This window comes from Methylobacterium gregans, assembly GCF_022179245.1.
GTDB lineage: Bacteria > Pseudomonadota > Alphaproteobacteria > Rhizobiales > Beijerinckiaceae > Methylobacterium > Methylobacterium gregans.
In genome coordinates, this window is record NZ_BPQM01000117.1 from 1 (window position 1) to 21,565 (window position 21,565).

Sequence of the window (21,565 nt, forward strand, 5' to 3'; positions counted from 1 at the left end):
GTTACTCCCATGCCAGACCAAGAAAATGGGTCTGGCATGGGAGTAACAGCATGTCAGATAGCAACATCATTTTAGAAGTCGAGCGCCCCGCGCAGGAGACCGAGGCGCAGACGGGAATCGATGAGGTGCCCCCCGCTGCCGTAGAGGTGGTGGAAACGGTGCCGACCTCGAATTCGGCGTCGAGCCTTGATGAGCTTGCCGAGCGAATCCGACAGAATTATCAGATCCTCACCGAACGCGTCTTCGCGATCGGTCGCGACCTCACGACCGCCAAGGGCAAGGTGGTGCACGGCGGCTTCGGGGATTGGGTCCGAACGCAGTTCCCGACCTGGGGCGCCAGCACGGCCGCCCGCTACATGCGCGCGTTCAAGGTCTGGGGGCCGAAGGAGGAGCTGGTCGGCTGCCTTGAGGCAACGGGCATCTATCTGCTGACCGCAGAAGCGACGCCTGAGGAGCTGCGCACCGAGATCGAGGGTGAGTTGGAGGCCGGTCAGCGGCCGAGCCTTCGCAAGATCCGTGAACGGGTGAAGACGGCGCGCACCGCTGCGAAGGCCGCAAAAGCCGAGTCGAATGGTGGAGAGGTGAAGACGAAGGCGCAACGTGCCGCCGAGTTCATCCTGTCCGTGACGAAGGGACAGGAGGTGCGGCTGCGGGAACTCCTGCAGGGCGTCAACGCGAGCGAGTTGGTGCAGATGTTGAAGCAGGAGCCGGCGGAGATGGACCGGCCCGAGCCGGTGTCGCTCGACGCTGCACAAGCCTGACCGATGCAGCCGGGAGAAACCGGCCCGCAATCCATCATGCGCACCAGCCCGGAGAGGCCGGTCCTAATTGCGGGGCCGATCCTCGTCCCGCAAGCGTGACGGTCTGCACCGGGGCGAGAGGAAGGCTCCGTGAGGAGCATGCCTGCTCGCCCCGTTCAAATGCACTACAGCATGCCGAAGGCACATAGACGAGGTCCGACATGAAACGGTATCGCCTCCATCTCTACCGATCCAGCGACTTCGACGATCCGGATGATTACGCCCGCACCGTGCTGGGCAGGGGCGGCCCGGATCCCGATGATTTTGTCTTTTCGGGCACGGGCCGCAGGGCTGAACTGGCGAAAGCAATCTGGGGTGAAGACGACACGGATTTCGGGAGAATCGTATGTCTGGAGCAGATGAAGCAGCAGGCGGACAACCCACACATCTTCATCAACAAGTACCGGCCGCCGTACGGCCTTGGACGGTGGCGCACCCGCGGACGGTAGGGGTGCCGTCGCGCCTCATCAGCGAGGCCGAGTTCGCGGACCATTACGCCGCCGCCGAATTCGCGGTCAAATCCGGCCTGCCATGCGACACGACGGTGACGGTGAGCTGGAGCCTGCTCGGCTGCCGCTCCGATACCGAGGTGCAGGCCCTCTTTACCAAATTCCTAAAGTGCATGCGGGATTGGCTGGCACAGCGCAATCTGCCTGTCGTGTATCTCTATGCCCACGAAGTTTCCGCTCGGTTCGGTACGCATACCCATTTGGCCGTCTACATTCCGGGCGGGCCTTGGACGCCGTATGATCAACGGAGCGAGTATCGGACTTGGGTCCGGCAATGGGCCAAGCGGTACGCGAAGCGTCAGCAACAGTGCCGGGCGCCGACCGCCGTGGAGGTCAAGACCCGCCCGCAGGAGACAGTATGGCTGCACTGGCTGGCATTCAGCTATCAGATGAAGGGCTATGACAAGTCCGTCGTGGTCCAGTCCGCGCCGAACGCGCCGAACGGCCGTAGTGTGCGCCTTGGTGATCTGATCGCCTACGAATGGCGCGACCCCGGTCCGGTGACCTTGAAATTCCGCTGCGGGCATTCCGACAGCCTGAGGCCGGCTCAGCGGGCGCTAGGCTGCCCGTTCACCCCTCAACACGCTCGCGACGATACGGCTTGGCTGGAGGGCTTCACTGTCGAGAAGCCCTATCGGCAGCCGTTGGCGAAGTTTGGGGTGGCCACGCGGCGGGGGCTGACGCCGTTCCGCTCCAGCTACGAAGACGGCTGCCGTGACATCCGCGGGCTGTACCCGCCCGAGTTTCATCGGCGGATCACCCGGCTTCCTCCCATCCTGCCGATCGCGGTTCCCGAGGCCGAGACCGACATCGACTCGCTTATGCGGACGCTGCAGATCTGATCGAGGCCTGGAGGATGCTGTCATGGGGGCTACGAAGAGGCGGACCTCGTCACGGTCCATGCCGGGCATCTGCCCTCTGGCCGGACTGACAGAAATCCCCTTCGGTGGGCGCGACTAAGAGGGCGGTGTCCTGGCAGGCATCCTGGCGCCGTTGGTCGGCCTACGAAGCGCGGCACGAGCCAGAAGCCGACGAAGGCTCGGGAGACCTGCCGAGAGGAACACGGCCTTCCGCACGCATCGGTCTTGCCGAAGGTCGTCAGCTCAGCCTCGTCGAAGGTGAGCGCCGGACAGGTGGCAGAGAGGATGGCGCGGAGCAGGTAGAGGATCAGGGCTGGAGAGGATCCGCGGTGGAGCAGAGGAGAGGCGTACACCATCCCCTCCGCTCCGCCTCCGTCGGAGCGGAGGGGGGATTGCTTGGGTGAGGCGGAAGGAGATCTACGCGTATATCGACCTCTGACCAGCCTCCAACCAGCCCGCGCGCGGCTCTTGATGGGCAGAACCCATAGCGTTTGCCTCGACCACCTCCGTGCCGACGAAGATGGGATCGGCCGCCTCAGGAGAGCAAGGCGCCCGGGTCGCGAGCCGAAATCGGCATCATGGTCGGGCATGGTTTGAGCCGACAGCAAAGAAGGGGCGCCTGATGCCGCCCCTCCTGCTGTGCGTTGCGATCTTCACCGCCGTCGCGAAGGGCGAGAGCCGGATGCCGATGCGGACTGATCGCTCAGTCCTCGTTGTAGCCTGGAACGTCCGCCCAGAGTCCCGCCTCCAGCTCCGCCGGGGTCGGGCCGCCTGGGTCCGCCTTCGGCAGCCCTTTTTGGGCGGCCTTGACGAAGGGGTTGCTTGGCCGTTCGGGCGCCGGGGCGCGGGGCGGGCTGGTCTCGGTCGTGGTGGTCTCGGCTGCCATGATGATGCTCCTGGACGAAGGATGCCCCGGCGCCGCGGCCGTGGGCCGGGCCATATAGGCGGGCCCGCTCCGGCGCCTCAGGCGCGGCCGGCTTCGTCGCGGAGAGCATCAGGAGGAGGTCGTCGGGCAGGCCCGGTGCCGTGGCCCGATTCAGAGTTTGATTGAGCCAGGGTTCGAGTTCTGTCTGTTGTCCGAGGCTGTCGGCCCCAGGAACCCTGGTGGACGTTGGAGGGAGGCCGTCTTGCCGCTAGGCAAGGCTTCGCCTTGCGGTGGCGAAGCCAGCTGAGCCTATGCGCTTTGAGGTCAGGAACCCCGGAGCCACGCCATTGGTCAACCGTCGGATCGAGGTGCAACCTTATGACAGGCAGGCCGGGGTTGGGCTGTCGGCCTTTACGCACCGCTTCCCGCCCTCTCGGGCGGCCAGCGCGGACAGGACCCTTGCCGTGCGATCCGTAGCGGCTCGGGTCGTCCAGGAGGGTGGGAGCGATCCCTTCCTCCATCCTGCGGATGGGCCCTCTCCCGAGCAGCTCGTTGCCGAGCCCGTCCGCTTGCTGCCGATGCCCTTCGGCTTGCGATCCGGCTGTCCCCTGGATCCACCTGGTTAGCGGCGGGGACCGGAGCCCATGGGGGGCTTGGCGTATCCCCCAGGCGGGCCAACAGATCCGAAACAGATGCGGGCGGATCATCCAGGCGGACGGTGAAGCGCCGAGAGATCGACGTCGATGGCGATGGCGTCGATAGCCTGCTGCATCTGCTGCAGGCTGGAGCGCTTGGTGTAGCGCGCGGTCTCGCCTGCCGTGACGTGGCCCGTGACATGATCGACGACGGTGGCGTGGATGCCCGCCTGGTGCATGAAGGTCGTGGCGCTGTGCCGGAAGGAGTGGAAATCGAGGCCGGACTGGTAGAGGCCGACATCCTGCCGGTAGCGAGTGAACGCCTTGGTGTAGGCGTGGCCCAGACGCCCGTCGGCGCCCCCGCCCTCCAACTGCGGGAAAAGACGCGGCTCGCCCGCGCGTCGCCGTGCCGCGACTTCATCAAGCAGGCCGAGGCGGATCAGCTCCGCGTGGACAGGAACGCGCCGCGCGGCGGACCGGTTCTTGAGCTTGCGCGTGCCTTTGTCATTGATGTCGAAGAAATATATGCCCTCTTTCTGCTGTACATCGGCGACGTGCAACTGGCAGATCTCCTCCTGGCGCAGGCCGGAGAACACGGCGATCAAGGGCAGCCAGAATTTCTCATCGCGCAGTATCAGCGAGCCTGCCGTTTTCCGTCGCTGCTCCGACAGACAGCCGGTCCAGATCGGCGTGGCGAACAGGCGTGCGAGATCCTCCTTCTCCCACATCTGCCGCTGCTCGGTGGCCTTCTTGGCCGCCCCGAAGCGAAAGCCCTTGAAGATGTTGTCCCCGACCTCGCCACCAGCCTCGGCCGCCTCCCAGAACGTCGAGAGGGCGGAGAAGTGGCGCTTGATCGTCTTGGGGGTCAGGGGCTTGCCTCTGGTTGTCCCCGTATCCTCGGCGTACAGCGCTATGACCTCGGCAACGCTCTTGCCGCGGTAGCGCGGAGACTTTGAATAGAGCGCCGGCAAGCGCTCGACCTGCTGCCTGAAGCGGCTCGCATCTGCACGGGTGTAGGCCGCCGTCGCCTTGTCGCCGCAGACGTCGATGAAGAGGCGGAAGGTGGCTCTCGCCTGCGAAGCCGTCTGCCCCTCCCAGGCACCCGAGACGGTCTGCTGCTCGCAGAAGGCCGGCCAGAGTTCGGACAACGGCTTGGACGTAGCCGCCTCCGCTGCAACGGGCTCGGAGGTCGATGCGGATGGCGCAGCCGCGGGGGCCGCGGGTGCCGGTGCAGGGGCCGGTTCGGACGCCAGCGCGGCCAGCGCCATCTTCAGGCGCCGATCCTTCGGCTCGTGCTCGAAGTCGCCGGCGCAGCGCGCCTGCATCGCCTCGGCGACGTCGATGCCGGCCTTGAGCACGGCCTGGCGTACCTGGTTCCACTCGGCGACGCCGAAGGTGGCCGTCGCGATACCCTGGCGGCGCAGGAGCGAGGCCGCGATCTCGCGGGCTTCGCCGAACCCATCGCCGGCGAGCGCCTCGCGGGCCCGGGCAGCGACCTTTCCATAGAAGTCGCGCTTGGCCGCCACGAGGTGGGAGGGCAGCGGTTCGGCCCGCGCGAGCCGGACCGCATCGTCTCCCTGCAGCACGGAGGCGTAGAAATCCTGCACGAGGCGGGAGAGTTCGGTGTCGGTCAGCATCGGAGTCGCGCGCAGGCCCGTGAACAGGCCTTCCGAGGCGAGATATAGCCGACAGGCGTTCGACCGCGCAGCCCTCGGGTCGACGGTTCCGAGGCTGCGCACAAGTTCGCGCCGGCCTAACCGCTCCCGGAGGTCGGCCGGCACGCGGCGCCGGAAGTAGAAGACCCGTCCGCGCAGGACGAGGTTCGCGAGTCCACCCACACCGCTCCTTCGCCGCCCGGGACGGCTTGTGTAGCAGCGGTGTGTAGCAGGGGGCCCACACCGCGGGGCGGCGTGACCTGAAGCTCAGCGATCAGAATGACTTAGGAAATCAGGTGGCTGGGGGACCTGGATTCGAACCAGGACTAGAGGAGTCAGAGTCCACCGTTCTACCGTTAAACTATCCCCCATCAGCGGCTCGCCACAAGGTCGTATGCGGCGACGCCAGCCCCGGGAGCAGCGCCGTGAGGCCGCCTGCTCGGGTGCCGCTCACTTAGGGGCAAAGCCGGCTCAGGTCAACCACTCTCTGGACCTGCGTCGCAGCGTTGCGAGGGCCGAGGCGAGGATCGACCCGGACGAACCCCTCCGCCCGGCATCGACGAGGATGCGCGCCGGCTGGCCACACCGCACCGACGGAAGGGCGCTCAGCCGTCCTGCGGGCGCAGGCGGGGAATGAGATGCTCCGCGAAGCGGCGCATCTCCGCCTCGAAGGGTTGGAATTGCAGCATAAACATCGCGATGCCGGCCGCGTGAAACGCGCGAATGCGTGCCGCGACTGTCTCGTAACTGCCGACGAGCCGCGCCGCCGTGCCGCCGTTGGTGCCGACATGGCGGGAGGCCGCCGCGTCGGTCTTGGCGAACATCACGGCGGCGCGGTCCGTGCGGGCGCGGGTGTCGGCGCGCAGGGCGGCGTCGTGCTGCGCAAGAGCGAGGAGCCGCGCGTGCTCGGCTTGCGCCTCCGCGTCGCTCTCGCGCGCGATCACGAAGGCCGAGAGGGCGTAGCGCAGCGGCCCGATCGCAGTCGGGCGGTGGGCGACGTCTGCGATGAGCGCCCGCACGTCCGCCAGAGGCTGGCCGTTGATGAACCAGACATCGGCATGGTCCGCGGCGAGCGCCCGGGCCGGTTCCGACTCGCCGCCGAGATAGATCTTTGGGCGCGGTCGGTGGGTTCCGGCCGGGCGCAGCTGGTAATCCTCCAGCCGGAAGTGCCGGCCCTCGAAGCGCACGCGCTCGCCGCGCATCAGCCGGTCTACGAGGCCGATCCACTCGCGACCGTAGGCGTAGCGCTCGTCGTGGTCCGGGAAGGGTAGGCCCGCCCGCTCGAACTCGGCCCGGTTCCAGGCATTCACGAGGTTGAGCGCGAAGCGGCCGCCCGCGACGTGCTCGATCTGCAGTGCCATCTTGGCCAGCACGACCGGATGGTAGAGCCCCGGCTTGATCGCCGCGATGATCTCGATCCGCCGGGTCAATGCCGCGAGCGCCGCCGAGGCCGTCCAGGCCTCCAGTTGGTCGCGCTCGTCGTCGTAGGGATTGGCCGTGTGCTGGGCAACGAGCACCGCGTCGAAGCCGAGGCTCTCCGCCTCCAGGACCAGGGCGCGGTTGCGCTCCCAGGAGGCGTCGTCAGGCTCATCGGGATCGTGGTGGGCGGCGCGTGAGCCGTGGACGGCGGCCCAGATGCCGAAGCGGGGAGGCTCGCGCATCTTTCCTCAGCCCCTCACCGACGAGGGCTGGAAGATCTTCACCGCTGTCGCGTCGATCCGGCGCGGAATGAGCTTCGCCTCGAGGAACACGTCGGCGATGTCCTGCTGCTCGCCGAGCTGCTCCCGCGCCACCGGCTCGACGACGTAGGTGCGTCGGGCATTCGCGGCAGCCACGACGGCGGGCGGCACGTCGCCCCAGAGCGGGGCCAGCAGGGCGGCGGCGGCCTCCGGCTCGGCCTTCACCCAACGCCCCGCCTCGATCAGGGCCTCGTAGACCGCCACCACGATTTGCGGGTGCTCGGCGACGAACGCGTCGTTGACGAAGTAGTAGCGGTGGTAGCTCGTCAGCCCGCTGCCGTCCGCCAGCATGCGCACCGGGCGCTTGGCCTCGGCAAAGGCCAGGAACGGGTCCCAGATCGACCACGCGTCGATGCTGCCCTTCTCGAAGGCCGCAGCCCCTTCCGGCGCCTGCAGGTAGGCCGGCCGGATGTCGGCGAAACCGAGGCCAGCGCGCTTGAGCGCCGCGGCGAGCACGAAGTGGCTGCCCGAGCCCCGCGAAACGCCGACGGTCCGGCCCTTGAGATCGGCCACCGTGCGGATGGCCGAATCCGCCGGCACGATGATCGCCTCGGCCGCGGGCGAGCCGCGCTCGCGAGCGTAGAACGTCAGCGGCGCGTTCGCGGACTGGGTGAAGATCGGCACCGCGTCGGCCACGTCCGCGTGGATGTCGACGGCACCCGCATTCATCGGCTCGATCACGCTGGTGAAGAGGTGCCAGGACGGCGCGAAGCCGAGCGGCGCGAGACGCTCGGCCAGGAGGCCGCGCACCTTGAGCACAGTGAACAGCACCGAGGAGCGCTGCATGCTGATCCGCACCACGCGCTCGGCGGCGCGGGCGGCGGGTGGGCCCAGGGGCAGGCCAAAGGGCAGGCCCAGGGCGCAAGCGCCCGCTGCGCCGACGCCCGCCTGCAGGAGCCTCCGGCGAGAGGTCGGGCCGTCGCGCAAGCCTTCGCGCGGGCTGTCGTCGGTCATCGGGGTCTCCGGATGGACATTCGGGGCCGGCGCGATGCCGGCTGCCCAGCCCGGCATCGCGAGGCGTGCCGGTCGAGCATCCGGCGCGCCCGCGGCAGGCGAGATCCATCAGAGACCGGGACGGGTGTGGTGATCAACGGAATGTGTTGGCAAAGTTCTGGCGGATCGGGGACGGCCCTTCTCCGGATCAGGCCGCGGGAACAGGACCTGTTCCTCGATGCCCGGCGCGTTGTCCGACGCACCGGTTCTTTGGCCCTTTCGCTGCCCGCGATCACACCGTCGTTCCGGGGCGCCGAGGATACTAGCCGCGCCACCCGATTGCGGAGACGGAGGTCGAGAGGCGCACCCGGCGCTCAGGGGCGAGCCGCACGACGCCTGCGGCGAGCCGGCTCCCGCCCCGCTCTCATCGCTCGCTCGGGAAAAACATCATGTTCCCCGCTGCCTTTCAGGCAGAAGAACGGTTTGCCAAGTGTCCGGGTCAAAGGATGTGCTTCCAAAATGCTGGCCTGGAGCCGATTGCGTCTCGCGAAACCTTGAGGTCCCGACGTATCCTGCTCCCTCCATGTTCCGTCGCGACCTCCGGTTGCCGGAGCGCGGCGGCGATCAGGATGGAACGGCGATGTCGCAGACGGATGCGGGTTGGGGCGCGGGCCCGAGTGGGCGCTACGAGGAGCTGGCCGCGCGCTTCCGGCCGGTCTTCGCGGAGATCCGGGCGACGGCAGTGGAGCGCGACCGCGGGCACGGCCTGCCGCATGCCGAGATCGGCTGGCTGAAGGAGGCCAACTTCACGACGCTCCGCCTCGCGCCCGAAGCGGGCGGCCACGGGGCGAGCCTGCCCGAGCTGTTCAACCTCCTGATCGAGCTGTCACAGGCGGATTCGAACGTCACCAACGCGCTGCGGGCCCATTTCGGCTTCACCGAGGACGTGCTCTGCTCGTCCTCGCCGGACTGGCGGGCGCTCTGGATCGCGCGGATCGGGGCGGGCGAGACCATCGGCAGCGGCGTCTCGGAAACGGGACCCGCCAAGGTCGGCCAGTTCGACACGGTGGTGCGCCGCCGCGGGGACGCGCATGTCCTGGACGGGCGGAAGTTCTACACGACCGGCTCGCTCTTCGCGGACTACATCCACCTCTCGGCGCAGGACGAGGAGGGCGCGCCGGTTACGGCCGCGGTGCCGACCCGCGCGCCGGGCGTCGCCATCGTGGACGATTGGGACGGGTTCGGGCAGGCGCTCACCGCGAGCGGCACAGCGCGCTTCGAGGGCGTGGTGCTGGGCCCTGAGCTGATCAAGCCGGATCCGGCACGCTTCCCCTACGCGATGGCCTTCTTCCAGCTCGTGCATCTGGCGACGCTCGCGGGCATCGGCCGGGCCGCCGCCGAGGACGTGGCCCGGCTGGTGGCCGAGCGCACCCGCGTCTACAGCCATGGCAATGCCGGCCGCACCGCGGACGATCCCCAGGTCCAGGCGGTGGTTGGGCGGGTGCGCGGCAACGCCTACGCGGCAGGCGCCGTGGTGCTGAAGGCGGCCGAGGCGCTCCAGCGCGCGCACGATGCGGATCCGGGCAGCGATCGGGCGGCAGCCGAGCGGGCGACCGCGCTCGCCGACATCGAGGTGAACCAGGCAGTCACCGTGGTCACGAATCTCGTGCTGGAGGCGACGACCGGCCTGTTCGACGCGCTCGGCGCTTCTGCGGTGAAGGAGGGGCTTGGGCTCGACCGCTACTGGCGCAATGCCCGTACCATCGCGTCGCACAATCCGCGCATCTACCGCGACCGCATCGTCGGCGCCTTCGCGGTCAACGGCACGGAGCCGCCGCGCCAGTACCGCGTCGGCACCGTTTGAGGGGCCTGTCCGCGGCGCGTCCGGGCGCCGTGAAAACGATCCGGGGCGGTGCCGCTCAGGACGGCCGGTGACGGGAGAGCCTGGAGGCGCGCAGAGGTGGATCGGCCCAGGATCGCGGGCTCTCGACCCCCGCGGTCTCCGCCTCCTCGATCTCGATCACCGGCGCGGAACGCGGGGCGATCGAGCCGGTTGTGAGCGGCTCGTCCCAGTCGGGGCGGCCCGCGGTGGCCGGGTCGGGGAGGTTGTGCAGGTAGCCGCTGACGGCGGCGGTCATGCCGATGCCCACCAGCGCGACGGCTGCGGCATCGACGAGGAGGTGGCGAAGGCTCGGCATGGCAGCGTCCCGGCGGATCGAACCGGGTTACGGCGACATGCTTAACGATGTCTTGCTCCGCCCGCGCCTTGCCCGCGAGCGCCCCCTCCGGACATCGCGCTTCGATGTTCGGGAAGCTCCCAGCGGCCGCCAAAGCAGCCGGCTGGGAGCTTCCGATTCACTGGCGCCGCTTCGCAATCTGCAGGTCGATGGCAGGATGGGCGTCAGATCCTGCCATCGCCTCACCTACTGCATCGTCGGCATGACGAAGTCGGCGCCGGCTCGAATGCCGGTTGGCCAGCGCGTCGTGATCGTCTTCAGGCGGGTGTAGAAGCGCACGCCCTCCGGCCCATGCATGTGGTGGTCGCCGAACAGCGAGGCCTTCCAGCCGCCGAAGGAGTGGAACGCCATCGGCACCGGGATCGGTACGTTGATGCCCACCATGCCCACCTCGATCTGATGCGCGAACTCGCGCGCCGCGTCGCCGTCGCGGGTGAAGATCGCGGTGCCGTTGCCGAACTCGTGCTCGTTGATAAGGCGCGCCGCCGTCGCGTAGTCCGGCGCGCGCGTCACTGCGAGGACGGGGCCGAAGATCTCCTCCTTGTAGATCCGCATCTCCGGGGTCACCCGGTCGAACAGCGAGCCGCCGAGGAAGTAGCCCTGCTCATAGCCCTGGAGCTTGAGCTCGCGCCCGTCCACCAGAAGCTCGGCGCCCTCGGCCACCCCCTGGTCGATGTAGCCGCGCACCTTCTCGTAATGCTGCTTCGTGACGAGGGGGCCCATCTCGGCCTCCGGATCCGTGCCGGGCCCGACCTTCAGGGCCCGGATCTTCGGGATCAGGCGCTCAATCAGCGCGTCGGCGGTCTTCTCGCCCACCGGCACCGCCACCGACACTGCCATGCAGCGCTCGCCCGCCGAGCCGTAGGCCGCACCCATCAGTGCGTCGACGGCCTGATCGAGGTCGGCGTCGGGCATCACGATCATGTGGTTCTTGGCCCCGCCAAGGCACTGGGCGCGCTTACCCTGACTGGTCGCGGTCGCGTAGATGTAGCGGGCGATCGGGGTCGAGCCGACGAAGCTTACCGCGCTGATGCCGGGGCTGTAGAGCAGTGCGTCCACCGCCTCTTTGTCGCCCTGCACCACCTGGAACACGCCGTCCGGCAGACCGGCCTCCTTCAGCCACGCGGCGATGAGGAGCGCGGCGGAGGGGTCGCGTTCGGAAGGCTTCAGCACGAAGCAGTTGCCGCAGGCGAGCGCGACGGGGAACATCCACATCGGCACCATGGCGGGGAAGTTGAACGGGGTGATGCCGGCGACAACACCGAGCGGCTGGCGCAGCGAGTGGGAATCCACGCGCGTGCCGACATTCTCGGTGACCTCGCCCTTGAGGAGCTGCGGAATGCCGGTGGCGAACTCCACCACCTCCAGGCCACGCTGGACCTCGCCCTTGGCGTCGGAGAGCACCTTGCCGTGCTCGGCGGTGATCACTGCCGCGAGTTCATTCGTGTGCGCTTCAAGGATCGCCAGGAACTTGTTGAGGATGCGGGCACGCCGCAGCGGCGGGGTCGCGGCCCAGGCCGGGAAGGCGGCGCGGGCGACGGCCACGGCGGCCTCGACCTCGTCGCGGCTCGCGAGCGCGACGGCGCCGGTCTGCTCGCCTGTGGCCGGATTGAAGACCGGCGCCGTGCGCCCGGACCGGCCAGGCACGCGGGCACCGTCGATGAAGTGCTGGATCTCGGTGGGCATGGGCGTTCCCTTTCCCTGCGCGGCGTCTGAACCGCCGATTGTAGTGCCGCCGTTGTCGGCCTACGAATCCGGAGCCTCAATGGCCGATCTTGCTGAACTGTTGTGCGATTTTTGATGTCCATGAACTGGGATCACCTGCAGATCTTCCTGGCGGTCGCCCGGCACGGCCAGATGCTGGAGGCTGGGCGCCGTCTCGGCCTCAACCACGCGACCGTGGCACGCCGCCTTGAGGCGCTGGAGGTTGCCCTCGGGACGGTGCTGTTCCACCGCAGGCCCAACGGCTCTGCGCTCACTGAGGCCGGCGAACGCCTCGTGCCCGTCGCCGAGCGGATCGAGGCGGAAGTGCTGGGCGTGACCGCCCGAATGCGCGCGCAGGAGGCCGAGCCGAGCGGCACGGTGCGGATCGGCGCCCCTGACGGCCTCGGCAACCTGTTCCTGGCGCGCGAGCTCGGCCTCTTCGCCGGCCGCTACGCCAATCTCGTCGTCGAGTTGGTGCCGCTCCCGCGCTCCTTCTCCCTGTCGCGGCGCGAGGCCGATCTCGCGATCAGCCTGGATCGGCCAACCCACGGGCGCCTGATCCTCTCGAAGCTCACAGATTACAGCCTCAGCCTCTACGCGGCGCACGACTATCTCGACAGGGCGGGCCGACCTGCATGTGAAGCCGATCTCGCCGCGCATACGGCCGTGATCGGCGTCGACGACTACGCCTATGCCTCGGCTCTCGACTACACGGCCTTCCTGCAGGGGCGGGCTCGGCGTGTATTCCGCTGCGCCGGGGCGGTCGGTCAGCTGGAGGCGGTCCGGGCCGGGACCGGGATCGGGATCCTGCACGATTTCGCGGCCTCCAATTGTCCGGACCTTTCCCAGATCCTTCCGGAAATCGCGTTTCAACGGACTTACTGGCTGATGTCGCATCCCGACAGTCACGAGGCGCGCCGTGTCGCCGCCTGCCGTGAGTTCATCGTCCGCCTCTTCCGCGAGGCGCGCGACCGATTCCAGCCGAGCCGCACGGTGAATTCCCGAGATGGCTGAGGCGTTGAATGAGGCCGATTTCCATCTTCTCTCACGATTCGATCGCGATGCGATATGCCTGTGAGATAGCGCTTCTATAATATTCAGTAAATCATACGTTAAATTTGCGTCAATATTGGATTTATAAGAATATTCGCGCAGAATGAATGAGTGGTTTGTGTGGGGCTCTGTAGAAATAAGCCGGGTTTGTGCTCAGATTTATGGTTGTTGTATATCATTTTATGCAGATTTTCAAATTGAGTGGCTTCGATGTTGAATATTTTGTTGGACAGAATCAAGATTTTTGTCAATGATGCAGGCGGAACGCGTGAGAATTTGCACATCGCAAGTCCGGTCCCGTTCGCAGAGCTTGTGCCAGGGGCTAAGCCGCCCGACTGGGCGATCCCGCGAAAAGATTGAGGTCGCTCAGGGGGATTGATTCGGCGGACGGTACAGAGTCAACGATTGAGTTTGTCGGGCTCGAAGTGTCGGACGCCAGAACAAGGACACTGCGTGTTGGAATATAACGGTTGTAATTGGCAATAGTATGTTTGTATATTCGCGATATTTTACTTTTTAAAATATAGATATGTTGCCAAGATGGGTAATAATATTCCGAGAGATCAAGTTATATAAACAATAAAGTCTGCGTATCGAGCCAATAAACTAGCGATCTGAAGCTTTCCTGTGGCAACGCCATGACAATCGTTGTTCTCATGCTGGTGTTGAGTTTTTCTGAACGCTACGGTGAGTTTTGGAGCGACATAAGCACACGTCGATGGGGTTAGATGTGTCAGCGCCGGAGGCCGGCAGCCACCGTCAATCGAGGTTGGGACTTGGCTGGAAATATCAGGCGCATCGCCGTGACCGAAGGGTATGGGAAGGCCGGCAAGACGCTGGTCCCGTACCTGACGGCCGAGGGGTACGGCGTCTTCGTCATCGACTGCGACCCACCGTCAGACCTGGACGAGTTGGCAATGGTCGCCGACCTGACCGACGTCGTCCGGACGCTCGATGCCCCTTCGTCTGCCGGCGAGGACATGCACGTCCTCCTTGCCGGCTTGCCCGGCGGAGGGCTGCAGCGGGCGCGGTCTGGGCCCGAACGATCCGGCGCCTCCGTGCGGGCAGTACGCACGGATGTCGATGATGGCGCTGCGGTCGAGGCCCTGGCGGAGGCGACCTCGGCGGATGTGCCCCCCGGACACCGTACGAACCCGAATCTTCAAGGAAGGAACGCCACTTCGAGGGGCGGGAGGAAAACGCGCGGCCGTAACGGCCATGTTCAGGGTGATCTGCGTTGGCGGCCTTGAGGACGGAATGCTTCCCCGCTTGCATTGCGAGGGGGGCTGAGACGGCGCATCCCGCCCAGTCCAGTTCGCCTCGGGCGGTAGACCGATCCATGCCTGCTGCGTGGACCAAGCATCGGTTCGCCTGTCCGATGCAGACATCCGATGACGTCCAAGACGACGACACCGTTCAGCGCCAGCATCTGCGCGCCGCCCGTGCGATGCTCGGTTGGCCGTTGCACACGCTGTCCGAGCGGAGCCGGCTCTCGCTCTCGACGCTGCGGCGCCTGGAAGAGGATGCGACGGTGGTGTCGGCACAGTCCCGTATGCAAGCGGTCGCCGCCCTGAGAGGGGGCGGCGTCCGCTTCGTCCGGCTCGACGGCCGGGTGGTCGGCGTCGTTCTGATCGGCGATTTGGTCACGGCCCGCACCGTACCGTGATGGCGGTCGGGGCCTCGATTTGGCGCCCTGACGCCAAGCCATGCGCCGCCAGGCAAGTTCGGCCAGCACCGCCTCGGCCTCCTGCGGCTCCCGGTCCGGCACGGGCTTACGGGCGCGACCCGTCGGCGGCATGAACTGTCCCGGCTGCGTCGTAGACCTTCCAGAGTCAGACCGGACCCCTGCTCTGGCCACATGATTGGCCGCAGAGCGGCGAGCTCGCGCTGTCCCAGCGCCTCCGACCGATGTCCTGCGGTGACCGCCTGCGGGGCTCGTGGCGCCTCAGCGCGCTCAGCCACAGCTCTGACCGATGTAGCTTACCACATCCACCTGCGTCCAAATCGGTCCGGGCGATGGATCAGTTCTGGAGGATGCTCCGGATCCAGGATGCTTGCGCGAAAAGTACCTCGTCCTCATCCGACTTGCCAAGCACCTGCAATCCCAAGGGCAGTCCACCGTCGTGCAGCAGCGGCAGGGCAACCACCGGTCCGCCAAGGTACGAGCCGGGCACGACGCAGGCGGGATTGCCCGTTGTCTCAAGGCCTATCGGCGCGGCACCCGGCGCAGTGAGGCCGATGAGCGCGTCGTGATCTTCCATCACCGTCGCGAAGAGCGCGCGCGCCTCGTGGCGGCGTCGAAGCAGAAACGCATACTCTTCCCGCGTCACATGCCGAGCCTTCGTTGCGCGCTCGCGCGACGAGGGGCTGAGGGCCTCGGCGTCGCGCGCGGCAAAGGCGTTCAGCGGCCAGCGCCATTCCCAGGCGAGCATGCGCAGTGTCTCAGGCAAGGCTTCCGCCACCGCCGCTTCCAGCGCGGCGAGCGAGGCGCTCGTCTCAGGCGTCAGAACCTCCACACTGGCCCGCCGCAACATCTCGGCCGCCGCTTCCAACGCGGCGCGCGCGTCCTCGCTCGCCACGGTCCAACCGGTGGTGCGCAACAGGCCGAGGCGGCGCGGCGCGCAGGGTTCGGGCGGGACCAGAGTGCCGCCGAGGCCGGGATACCCCGGGTCGCCACCCACCTCGGCCGCGACCGCGCGGGCGAGGATCCAGGCATCCTCCAGACTCGCGGCGATGGAGCCCGTGCAACTTTGGCTCAGGAAGTCGAGGCTGCCGCCGCGGTTGATCCCGCCGAAGCTCGGCTTGAAGCCGTAGACGCCGCAGAAGCCCGCAGGACGGATGATGGAACCCACCACCTGCGTACCGAGTGCGCCCGAGATCATCCCCGCCGCGACCGCCGCGGCCGATCCGCTGCTGCTGCCACCCGGCGTACGGGCGGGATCCCACGGGTTGCGCGTGCCGCGAGGCTGAGTGGAGGCGAACTCCGTCGTCACGGTCTTGCCGAGGATGACCGCCCCAGCCTCACGCAGGGCCTGGGCCGAGGCGGCGCTGAAACGCGGCCGGTAGCCATCGTAGAGCGGCGAGCCGTTGCCGGTGGGCATGTCGTCGGTGTCGATGTTGTCCTTCACGCCGACCGGCATCCCGTCGATGTTCGACAGAGCGCGGCCGGCCCTCCAGCGCAGTGTGGCGGCGTCGGCAGCGCGGCGGGCGCTCTCCCTGTCCGTATGCGTGAAGGCACCGACCGTCGGCTCCCAGCGCGCCAGCTCCTCCAGGCAACCTTCCAGGAAGGCACGCGGCGTGTCGCGCCCCATTGCGAAGGCGTCGAGAGCAGGGAAGAAGGGGCGAGTGCGGGGCTTGGACATGGCAATGGCGTTCACAGCGCTTGGATCAGGGTCTCGACACGCCTCGGAACACCGGCTGCGCCAGGGGCCTTTTCCTCGTGAAGCTCGGCAAGCAAGGAAGGGGCCGGTTGGCGCCGGGCCGGCCCCGGTCCTGGCGACACCGCGGAGCGGCTCCGTTGTCGTCTCTCCCGCCACCGCTCAGATCGCTCTGCGCCGAAGTGAACGCCGGTTCGGCCCAAGAGAGCGCGTCACGACAGAGAGTGAGGCCGGTCCTGATTACAGCACGATCGGGACCGGCTCTCATGCGCAGCGACGCGAACGTTGCGGCCTGTCGCGACGGCCTCACTTCCTGGGCCATCGAGCCCCGCACCGTCTGTCAGGCCATCCGACGGCCTTGGGGCCTTCGGCTTTGAGTCCGAGAGGCCTGCGACCGTGATCCTGGATTGACGCAACACGGGGGTTCAGGACACCTCGAAGATCCCGTCCACCTCGACGCTCGCGCCTGCGGGAAGCGTTGCGACACCCACGGCGGTCCGCGCATGGCGGCCTACCTCGCCAAAGAGTGCGAACATCAGGTCCGAGGCGCCGTTGATGACCTTTGGCACGTCGGGATAGCCGGGCTCGGCGAAGACGAAACCGCCGAGCCGATGGCAGGCCACGACCCGGTCCAGATCCCCGTCGAGGGCAAGAGCCAGGGAAGCCAGGAGGTTGAGTGCGCAGAGCTGCGCGGCCTCCTGGCCGGCCTCGAGGTCGTGCACCCCACCGATGGCCCCCGAGAAGCGCACCTCACCGTTCCATTCGCAAATCTGGCCCGCGAGATAGATGAGGTTGCCGGCACGCGAGTAGGGTTTGAAAGCCCCGCGAGGCGGCGGAACGGGCGGAAGGACGAGGTTCAGGGCCGCCAAGCGATCCATCACGGAGTTGGTCATCGTGTCTCCTGTTTCGGATGTTGCCGCAAGATCTGCCCGGAGACCACGTCGCATACAGATGCGCACACGGTGGTCAATGGCCCTGCTTCCGGAGGCTCACCCGGCGGAAACGCGTGTTTCGAGGTCCCGCAAGTCTCCGAAATGTCACCGGCGCGCGTGAAGACGAAGCTGCGTTTTGATCGCTGCTGGCCGCTCGCGTGACGGTGCCGGCGGCACAGCGTGTGCTATCAGAGGCAATGCCCTGCCTCCCGGAAGACGTACGCGCGCTGGCGTCGATGCTGCCTGAAACCGTCGAGGGGGCGCATCAAGGCCATCCCGACTTCCGCGTCGGCGGCCGGATCTACGCGACCCTCTGGACGGATGAAGAGCGCGTCGTGATGAAGCTGACGCCCGAAGTGCAGACCGAGTTGATCGAGGACGAGCCTGATGCCTTCGAGCCGGTACCGGGCACCTGGGGTGTTCGGGGCTGGACAAGCCTCGACCTCTACGCTGCGGAAGAGGAAACCCTGCGAAGGGCCCTCCTCGCGGCGTGGAGAACAGTCGCCCCGCTGAGCCTCGTCGCCCGCTACGAAGGTCTGGCGCTTGATCCATAGCACGGGCGCCGATCACCGCCGCGAACCACAACAAGCACGGCGCCACCGTTGCAGACCGGACTCTGGCTGCCGCCGATGAACACGCGGTCAACCGCCGGGCGCCATGCGGATCAGGCGCCCGTCCGCGTCGTCGGTGAGCGCCCAGAGGGCCCCGTCGGGCGCCTGCTTGACGTCGCGGACGTGCTGATCGTCGGAGAGCAGCAGGCGTTCCTTGCCGGTCGCCTTGCCGTCCACCATGACGCGCCGCGCCAGATGCGCTCTACGATCCCGCCGCGATGATCGAGATCGAGGCGATTGCGGTGGCACCCACCGCGTGAGGCCGAATATCGGCGGATCGAGCGCGGTGCCGCCACTTCCAGCCGCCTCGGACGGCGTCTCCGAAACGGTTCTCACGGCCGACAAGGGTGTCTCGTTCGAGATCGCGTCCCAAGGCTGCTACGCGGCCTGCCCGATGCTGTCTCCGGCGACAGGGGCGGCCGCACCGTGCTGCTTGAGCGGCCGGTTGCCCGAGAGGCGGCGCAGCAACACGTAGAAGACCGGGGTCAGGAACAGGCCGAAGGCGGTCACGCCGATCATGCCGGAGAACACCGCAACGCCCATGGCGCTTCGCATCTCCGATCCGGCCCCGGTCGCGGTGACCAGGGGCAGCACGCCCATGATGAAGGCCATCGAGGTCATCAGGATCGGGCGCAGGCGCAGGCGGCTCGCCTCGATGGCGGCCGCGAGTGGGCTTCGGCCGCCAAATTCCAGCTCGCGGGCGAATTCCACGATCAGGATGGCGTTCTTGGCCGAGAGGCCGACCAGCACGATCAGGCCGATTTGCGTGAAGACGTTGTTGTCGCCCGCCGACAGCCAGACTCCGAACATCGCCGCGAGCAGCCCCATCGGCACGATCAGCAGGATGGCGAGCGGCAGGGCGAGGCTCTCGTACTGCGCGGCGAGCACGAGGAAGACCAGCAACAGTGCCAGCGGGAAGACCCAGACACCGGAATTGCCGGCGATGAATTCCTGATAGGTCAGGTCGGTCCACTCGAAGGCGAAGCCGCGGGGCAGCGTCTCGGCGGCGATGCGCGCCGCAGCGGCTTGCGCCTGCCCCGAGGAGTAGCCGGGCGCGGCGCCCGCGTTGATGTCGGCGGAGAGGAAACCGTTGTAGCGCATCGCCCGCTCCGGGCCGGCGCTCTGGCGGACGCGAAGCAGGGTCGAGAGGGGCACCATCTCGCCCGATCCGGCCCGGACCTTCAGCAATCCGACATCATCCTCACGGGCGCGGAACGGCGCATCGGCCTGGACGCGGACGGAGTAGGTGCGACCGAACTTGTTGAAATCATTGACGTAGAGGGAGCCCAGATAGATCTGCAGCGTGTCGAACACGTCCGTCACCGGGATGCGGAGCTGACGCGCCTTGGTCCGGTCGATGTCGGCGAAGAGCTGGGGCACGTTCATCTGGAAGCTGGAGAACAGGCCGGTGAGCTCCGGCGCCTGCGCGGCCTTGGCCATGAACGCTTTGGTCGCCTCGTTCAGCGCCTCGTAGCCGAGACCGGCGCGATCCTCGATCTGCAGCTTGAAGCCGCCGATGGTCCCGAGGCCGTTGACCGGCGGGGGCGGGAACATCGCGATGAAGGCCTCAGGAATCGCGGCGTACTTCCTGTTGAGCGATTGCGCGATGGCCGCCCCGTTCAATGAGGGGGGCTTGCGCTCCGCGAAGGGCTTGAGCGTCGAGAAGACGATCCCCGAGTTCGAAGAATTGGTAAAGCCGTTGATCGACAGCCCCGGGAAGGCGACGGCGCTCTCGACACCGGGCTCCTTCAGGGCGATCTCGCTCATCTGGCGGATCACCGCCTCGGTCCGGTCGAGGGTGGCGCCGTCGGGGAGTTGCGCGAAGCCGACGAGATACTGCTTGTCCTGGCCCGGCACGAAGCCGCCGGGGATCCTCTGGAACAGCACCACGGTCACACCGACGAGCACGAGGTAGAGCACCATCATCGTGACTTTCCGCGAGACGACGAGGCCGACGCCGCGCCCGTAGCCGTCGGAGGCGCGCCCGAAGACGCGGTTGAAGCGGCGGAAGAACCAACCCAGCAGGGTGTCGAGCACGCGGGTCAGCCGGTCCTTCGGAGCGTGATGATCCTTCAGGAGGAGCGCCGAGAGGGCCGGCGATAGGGTGAGCGAGTTGATCGCGGAGATCACGGTCGAGATCGCGATGGTCAGGGCGAACTGCTTGTAGAACTGGCCCGTCAGGCCGCTGATGAAGGCGAGCGGCACGAACACCGCGACGAGCACCAGCGCGATCGCGATGATCGGCCCCGAAACCTCGCGCATGGCCTGATAGCTGGCGTCCCGCGGCGACAGCCCGGCCTCGATGTTGCGCTCGACGTTCTCGACCACCACGATGGCATCGTCGACGACGATGCCGATGGCGAGCACGAGGCCGAACAGGCTCAGGGCGTTGATCGAGAAGCCGAAGGCGTGCATCACCGCGAAGGTGCCGACGATGGAGACCGGCACGGCGAGCAGCGGGATGATCGAGGCCCTCCACGTCTGCAGGAACAGGATCACCACGAGGACGACGAGGGCGATCGCCTCCAGGAGCGTGTGGATCACCGCCTCGATCGAGGCGCGCACGAACTGCGTCGGGTCGTAGACGATCTGGTAGTCGACGCCCTCCGGCATGTTCCGCTTGATCTCTTCCATGGTCCGGCGGACCGCGTCCGAGATCTGGATCGCGTTGGAGCCCGGCGACTGGGAGATCGGGATCGCCACCGCCGACTTGTTGTCGAGGAGCGAGCGCAGCGCGTAGTCGGAGGCGCCGAGCTCGATCCGGGCTATGTCGCGTAAGCGAGTGATCTCGCCGTTCTCGCCGGTCTTGACGACGATGTCGCCGAACTGCTCCTCGCTGGTGAGGCGCCCCTCCGCGTTGAGCGAGAGCTGGAGGTCAAGGCCGGGGACGGCGGGCGAGGCGCCGATGACGCCGGCGGCCGCCTCCACGTTCTGCGCCTGGATCTCGCGCACGACGTCGCCCGCCGACAGGCCATGCTCGGCGACCTTCTGTGGGTCGAGCCAGATGCGCATCGCGTAGTCGCCGGAGCCGAACAGCTGCACTTGGCCCACGCCGTCGAGGCGGGCCAGCCGGTCCTTGATGTTCAAGACCGCGTAGTTGCGCAGATACGTCATGTCGTAGCGCCCGTCGGGCGAGACGAGGTGCACCACCATGGTGAGGTCGGGCGAGGACTTCACCGTGACGATGCCGAGTTGGCGCACGATGGCCGGTAGGCGCGGCTCGGCCTGCGAGACGCGGTTCTGAACGAGCTGCTGCGCCTTGTCCGGATCGGTGCCGAGCCGGAAGGTGACGGTCAGCGTCATGATGCCGTCGGTCGTCGCCTGGCTCGACATGTAGAGCATGCCCTCGACGCCGTTGATCTGCTCCTCTATCGGCGTCGCCACCGTCTCGACGATGACCTTGGGGTTGGCACCCGGGAAGGTCGCGCGCACCACCACCGAGGGCGGCACCACGTCCGGATACTCGGAGATCGGCATCGCGAAGAGCGAGATAAGGCCGCCGATGAAGATGAGAACCGAGAGCACGCCGGCGAAGATCGGGCGGTCGATGAAGAACTTGGACAGGTTCATGCCGCCCTCCCGGGTCGGAGCATCGGGCGCAACAGGGCGGCCGCCCGTGGGGGGCGCGAGCCTCGTTGCGGAAGCGGAGGTGGAG

At 67.4% G+C, this 21,565-nt stretch carries 18 protein-coding genes and 1 tRNA gene; 8 read left to right on the top strand and 11 right to left on the bottom strand.

The features are described 5' to 3' along the window. From MFF54_RS20880 to MFF54_RS20890, 3 genes are all read left to right on the top strand, one after another. Nucleotides 1-761: DUF3102 domain-containing protein (locus MFF54_RS20880; RefSeq protein WP_238305801.1), on the top strand; the 761-nt coding region annotated here is incomplete at its 5' end. 200 nt (nt 762-961) lie between these two features. Further along, nucleotides 962-1,249, top strand: a complete 288-nt coding sequence (locus tag MFF54_RS20885; protein WP_238305805.1) for a hypothetical protein — start codon at nt 962-964, stop codon at nt 1,247-1,249. 2 nt (nt 1,250-1,251) lie between these two features. After that, nucleotides 1,252-2,151, top strand: a complete 900-nt coding sequence (locus tag MFF54_RS20890) for a hypothetical protein (protein ID WP_238305808.1) — start codon at nt 1,252-1,254, stop codon at nt 2,149-2,151. Nucleotides 2,152-2,872: 721 nt separating this feature from the next. On the opposite strand, the gene MFF54_RS20895 is transcribed toward MFF54_RS20890, so the two are convergent. The 5 genes from MFF54_RS20895 to MFF54_RS20915 all read right to left on the bottom strand — a co-directional run bounded on the left by MFF54_RS20895 (nt 2,873) and on the right by MFF54_RS20915 (nt 8,017). Next, nucleotides 2,873-3,055, bottom strand: coding sequence for a hypothetical protein (locus MFF54_RS20895; RefSeq protein ID WP_238305810.1), 183 nt, complete (start codon nt 3,053-3,055; stop codon nt 2,873-2,875). A 682-nt stretch (nt 3,056-3,737) separates the two neighbouring features. Then, nucleotides 3,738-5,507 (bottom strand): site-specific integrase, encoded by a 1,770-nt coding sequence (locus MFF54_RS20900; protein WP_306423975.1) that lies wholly within the window; start codon nt 5,505-5,507, stop codon nt 3,738-3,740. A 114-nt stretch (nt 5,508-5,621) separates the two neighbouring features. Continuing rightward, nucleotides 5,622-5,695 (bottom strand) — tRNA-Gln (locus MFF54_RS20905). Nucleotides 5,696-5,929: 234 nt separating this feature from the next. Beyond that, nucleotides 5,930-6,985: an LLM class flavin-dependent oxidoreductase gene (locus MFF54_RS20910; protein WP_238305815.1), complete on the bottom strand. Its 1,056-nt coding sequence runs from the start codon at nt 6,983-6,985 to the stop codon at nt 5,930-5,932. A 6-nt stretch (nt 6,986-6,991) separates the two neighbouring features. Then, nucleotides 6,992-8,017, bottom strand: coding sequence for an ABC transporter substrate-binding protein (locus MFF54_RS20915; protein WP_238305820.1), 1,026 nt, complete (start codon nt 8,015-8,017; stop codon nt 6,992-6,994). Nucleotides 8,018-8,636: 619 nt separating this feature from the next. Between MFF54_RS20915 and MFF54_RS20920 the strand changes: the two genes are divergently transcribed. Further along, nucleotides 8,637-9,860, top strand: coding sequence for an acyl-CoA dehydrogenase family protein (locus tag MFF54_RS20920; RefSeq protein ID WP_238305823.1), 1,224 nt, complete (start codon nt 8,637-8,639; stop codon nt 9,858-9,860). A 55-nt stretch (nt 9,861-9,915) separates the two neighbouring features. Here MFF54_RS20920 and MFF54_RS20925 read toward each other — a convergent pair whose 3' ends face one another. Together MFF54_RS20925 and MFF54_RS20930 are read right to left on the bottom strand one after the other, a co-directional pair. Continuing rightward, nucleotides 9,916-10,194 carry a hypothetical protein gene (locus MFF54_RS20925; RefSeq protein WP_238305826.1) on the bottom strand — a complete coding sequence of 93 codons (279 nt, stop codon included), beginning with the start codon at nt 10,192-10,194 and terminating at the stop codon, nt 9,916-9,918. 225 nt (nt 10,195-10,419) lie between these two features. Further along, on the bottom strand, nt 10,420-11,919 hold the full coding sequence (locus MFF54_RS20930) for a CoA-acylating methylmalonate-semialdehyde dehydrogenase (RefSeq protein ID WP_238305828.1): 1,500 nt from the start codon (nt 11,917-11,919) through the stop codon (nt 10,420-10,422). Between the two features lie 120 nt (nt 11,920-12,039). Here MFF54_RS20930 and MFF54_RS20935 point away from each other — a divergent pair, with 120 nt between their 5' ends. From MFF54_RS20935 to MFF54_RS20945, 3 genes are all read left to right on the top strand, one after another. Continuing rightward, entirely contained in the window at nt 12,040-12,951 is a 912-nt protein-coding gene (locus MFF54_RS20935; RefSeq protein ID WP_238305830.1) for a LysR family transcriptional regulator, read from the top strand. 815 nt (nt 12,952-13,766) lie between these two features. Next, nucleotides 13,767-14,240, top strand: coding sequence for a hypothetical protein (locus MFF54_RS20940; RefSeq protein WP_238305833.1), 474 nt, complete (start codon nt 13,767-13,769; stop codon nt 14,238-14,240). Between the two features lie 128 nt (nt 14,241-14,368). Beyond that, on the top strand, nt 14,369-14,656 hold the full coding sequence (locus MFF54_RS20945; RefSeq protein WP_238305895.1) for a helix-turn-helix domain-containing protein: 288 nt from the start codon (nt 14,369-14,371) through the stop codon (nt 14,654-14,656). Nucleotides 14,657-15,011: 355 nt separating this feature from the next. On the opposite strand, the gene MFF54_RS20950 is transcribed toward MFF54_RS20945, so the two are convergent. Together MFF54_RS20950 and MFF54_RS20955 are read right to left on the bottom strand one after the other, a co-directional pair. Beyond that, on the bottom strand, nt 15,012-16,367 hold the full coding sequence (locus tag MFF54_RS20950; RefSeq protein ID WP_238305835.1) for an amidase: 1,356 nt from the start codon (nt 16,365-16,367) through the stop codon (nt 15,012-15,014). Between the two features lie 425 nt (nt 16,368-16,792). Beyond that, the gene (locus MFF54_RS20955; protein ID WP_238305838.1) at nt 16,793-17,260 is read right to left on the bottom strand and encodes a RidA family protein; all 468 of its coding nucleotides are present in this window, start codon (nt 17,258-17,260) and stop codon (nt 16,793-16,795) included. Nucleotides 17,261-17,496: 236 nt separating this feature from the next. Here MFF54_RS20955 and MFF54_RS20960 point away from each other — a divergent pair, with 236 nt between their 5' ends. After that, entirely contained in the window at nt 17,497-17,853 is a 357-nt protein-coding gene (locus MFF54_RS20960; protein WP_238305840.1) for an MmcQ/YjbR family DNA-binding protein, read from the top strand. Nucleotides 17,854-17,940: 87 nt separating this feature from the next. Here MFF54_RS20960 and MFF54_RS20965 read toward each other — a convergent pair whose 3' ends face one another. Further along, on the bottom strand, nt 17,941-18,246 hold the full coding sequence (locus MFF54_RS20965; protein WP_306423976.1) for a PQQ-dependent sugar dehydrogenase: 306 nt from the start codon (nt 18,244-18,246) through the stop codon (nt 17,941-17,943). 42 nt (nt 18,247-18,288) lie between these two features. Beyond that, entirely contained in the window at nt 18,289-21,480 is a 3,192-nt protein-coding gene (locus MFF54_RS20970) for an efflux RND transporter permease subunit (RefSeq protein WP_238305844.1), read from the bottom strand. Between the last annotated feature and the right edge of the window lie 85 nt (nt 21,481-21,565).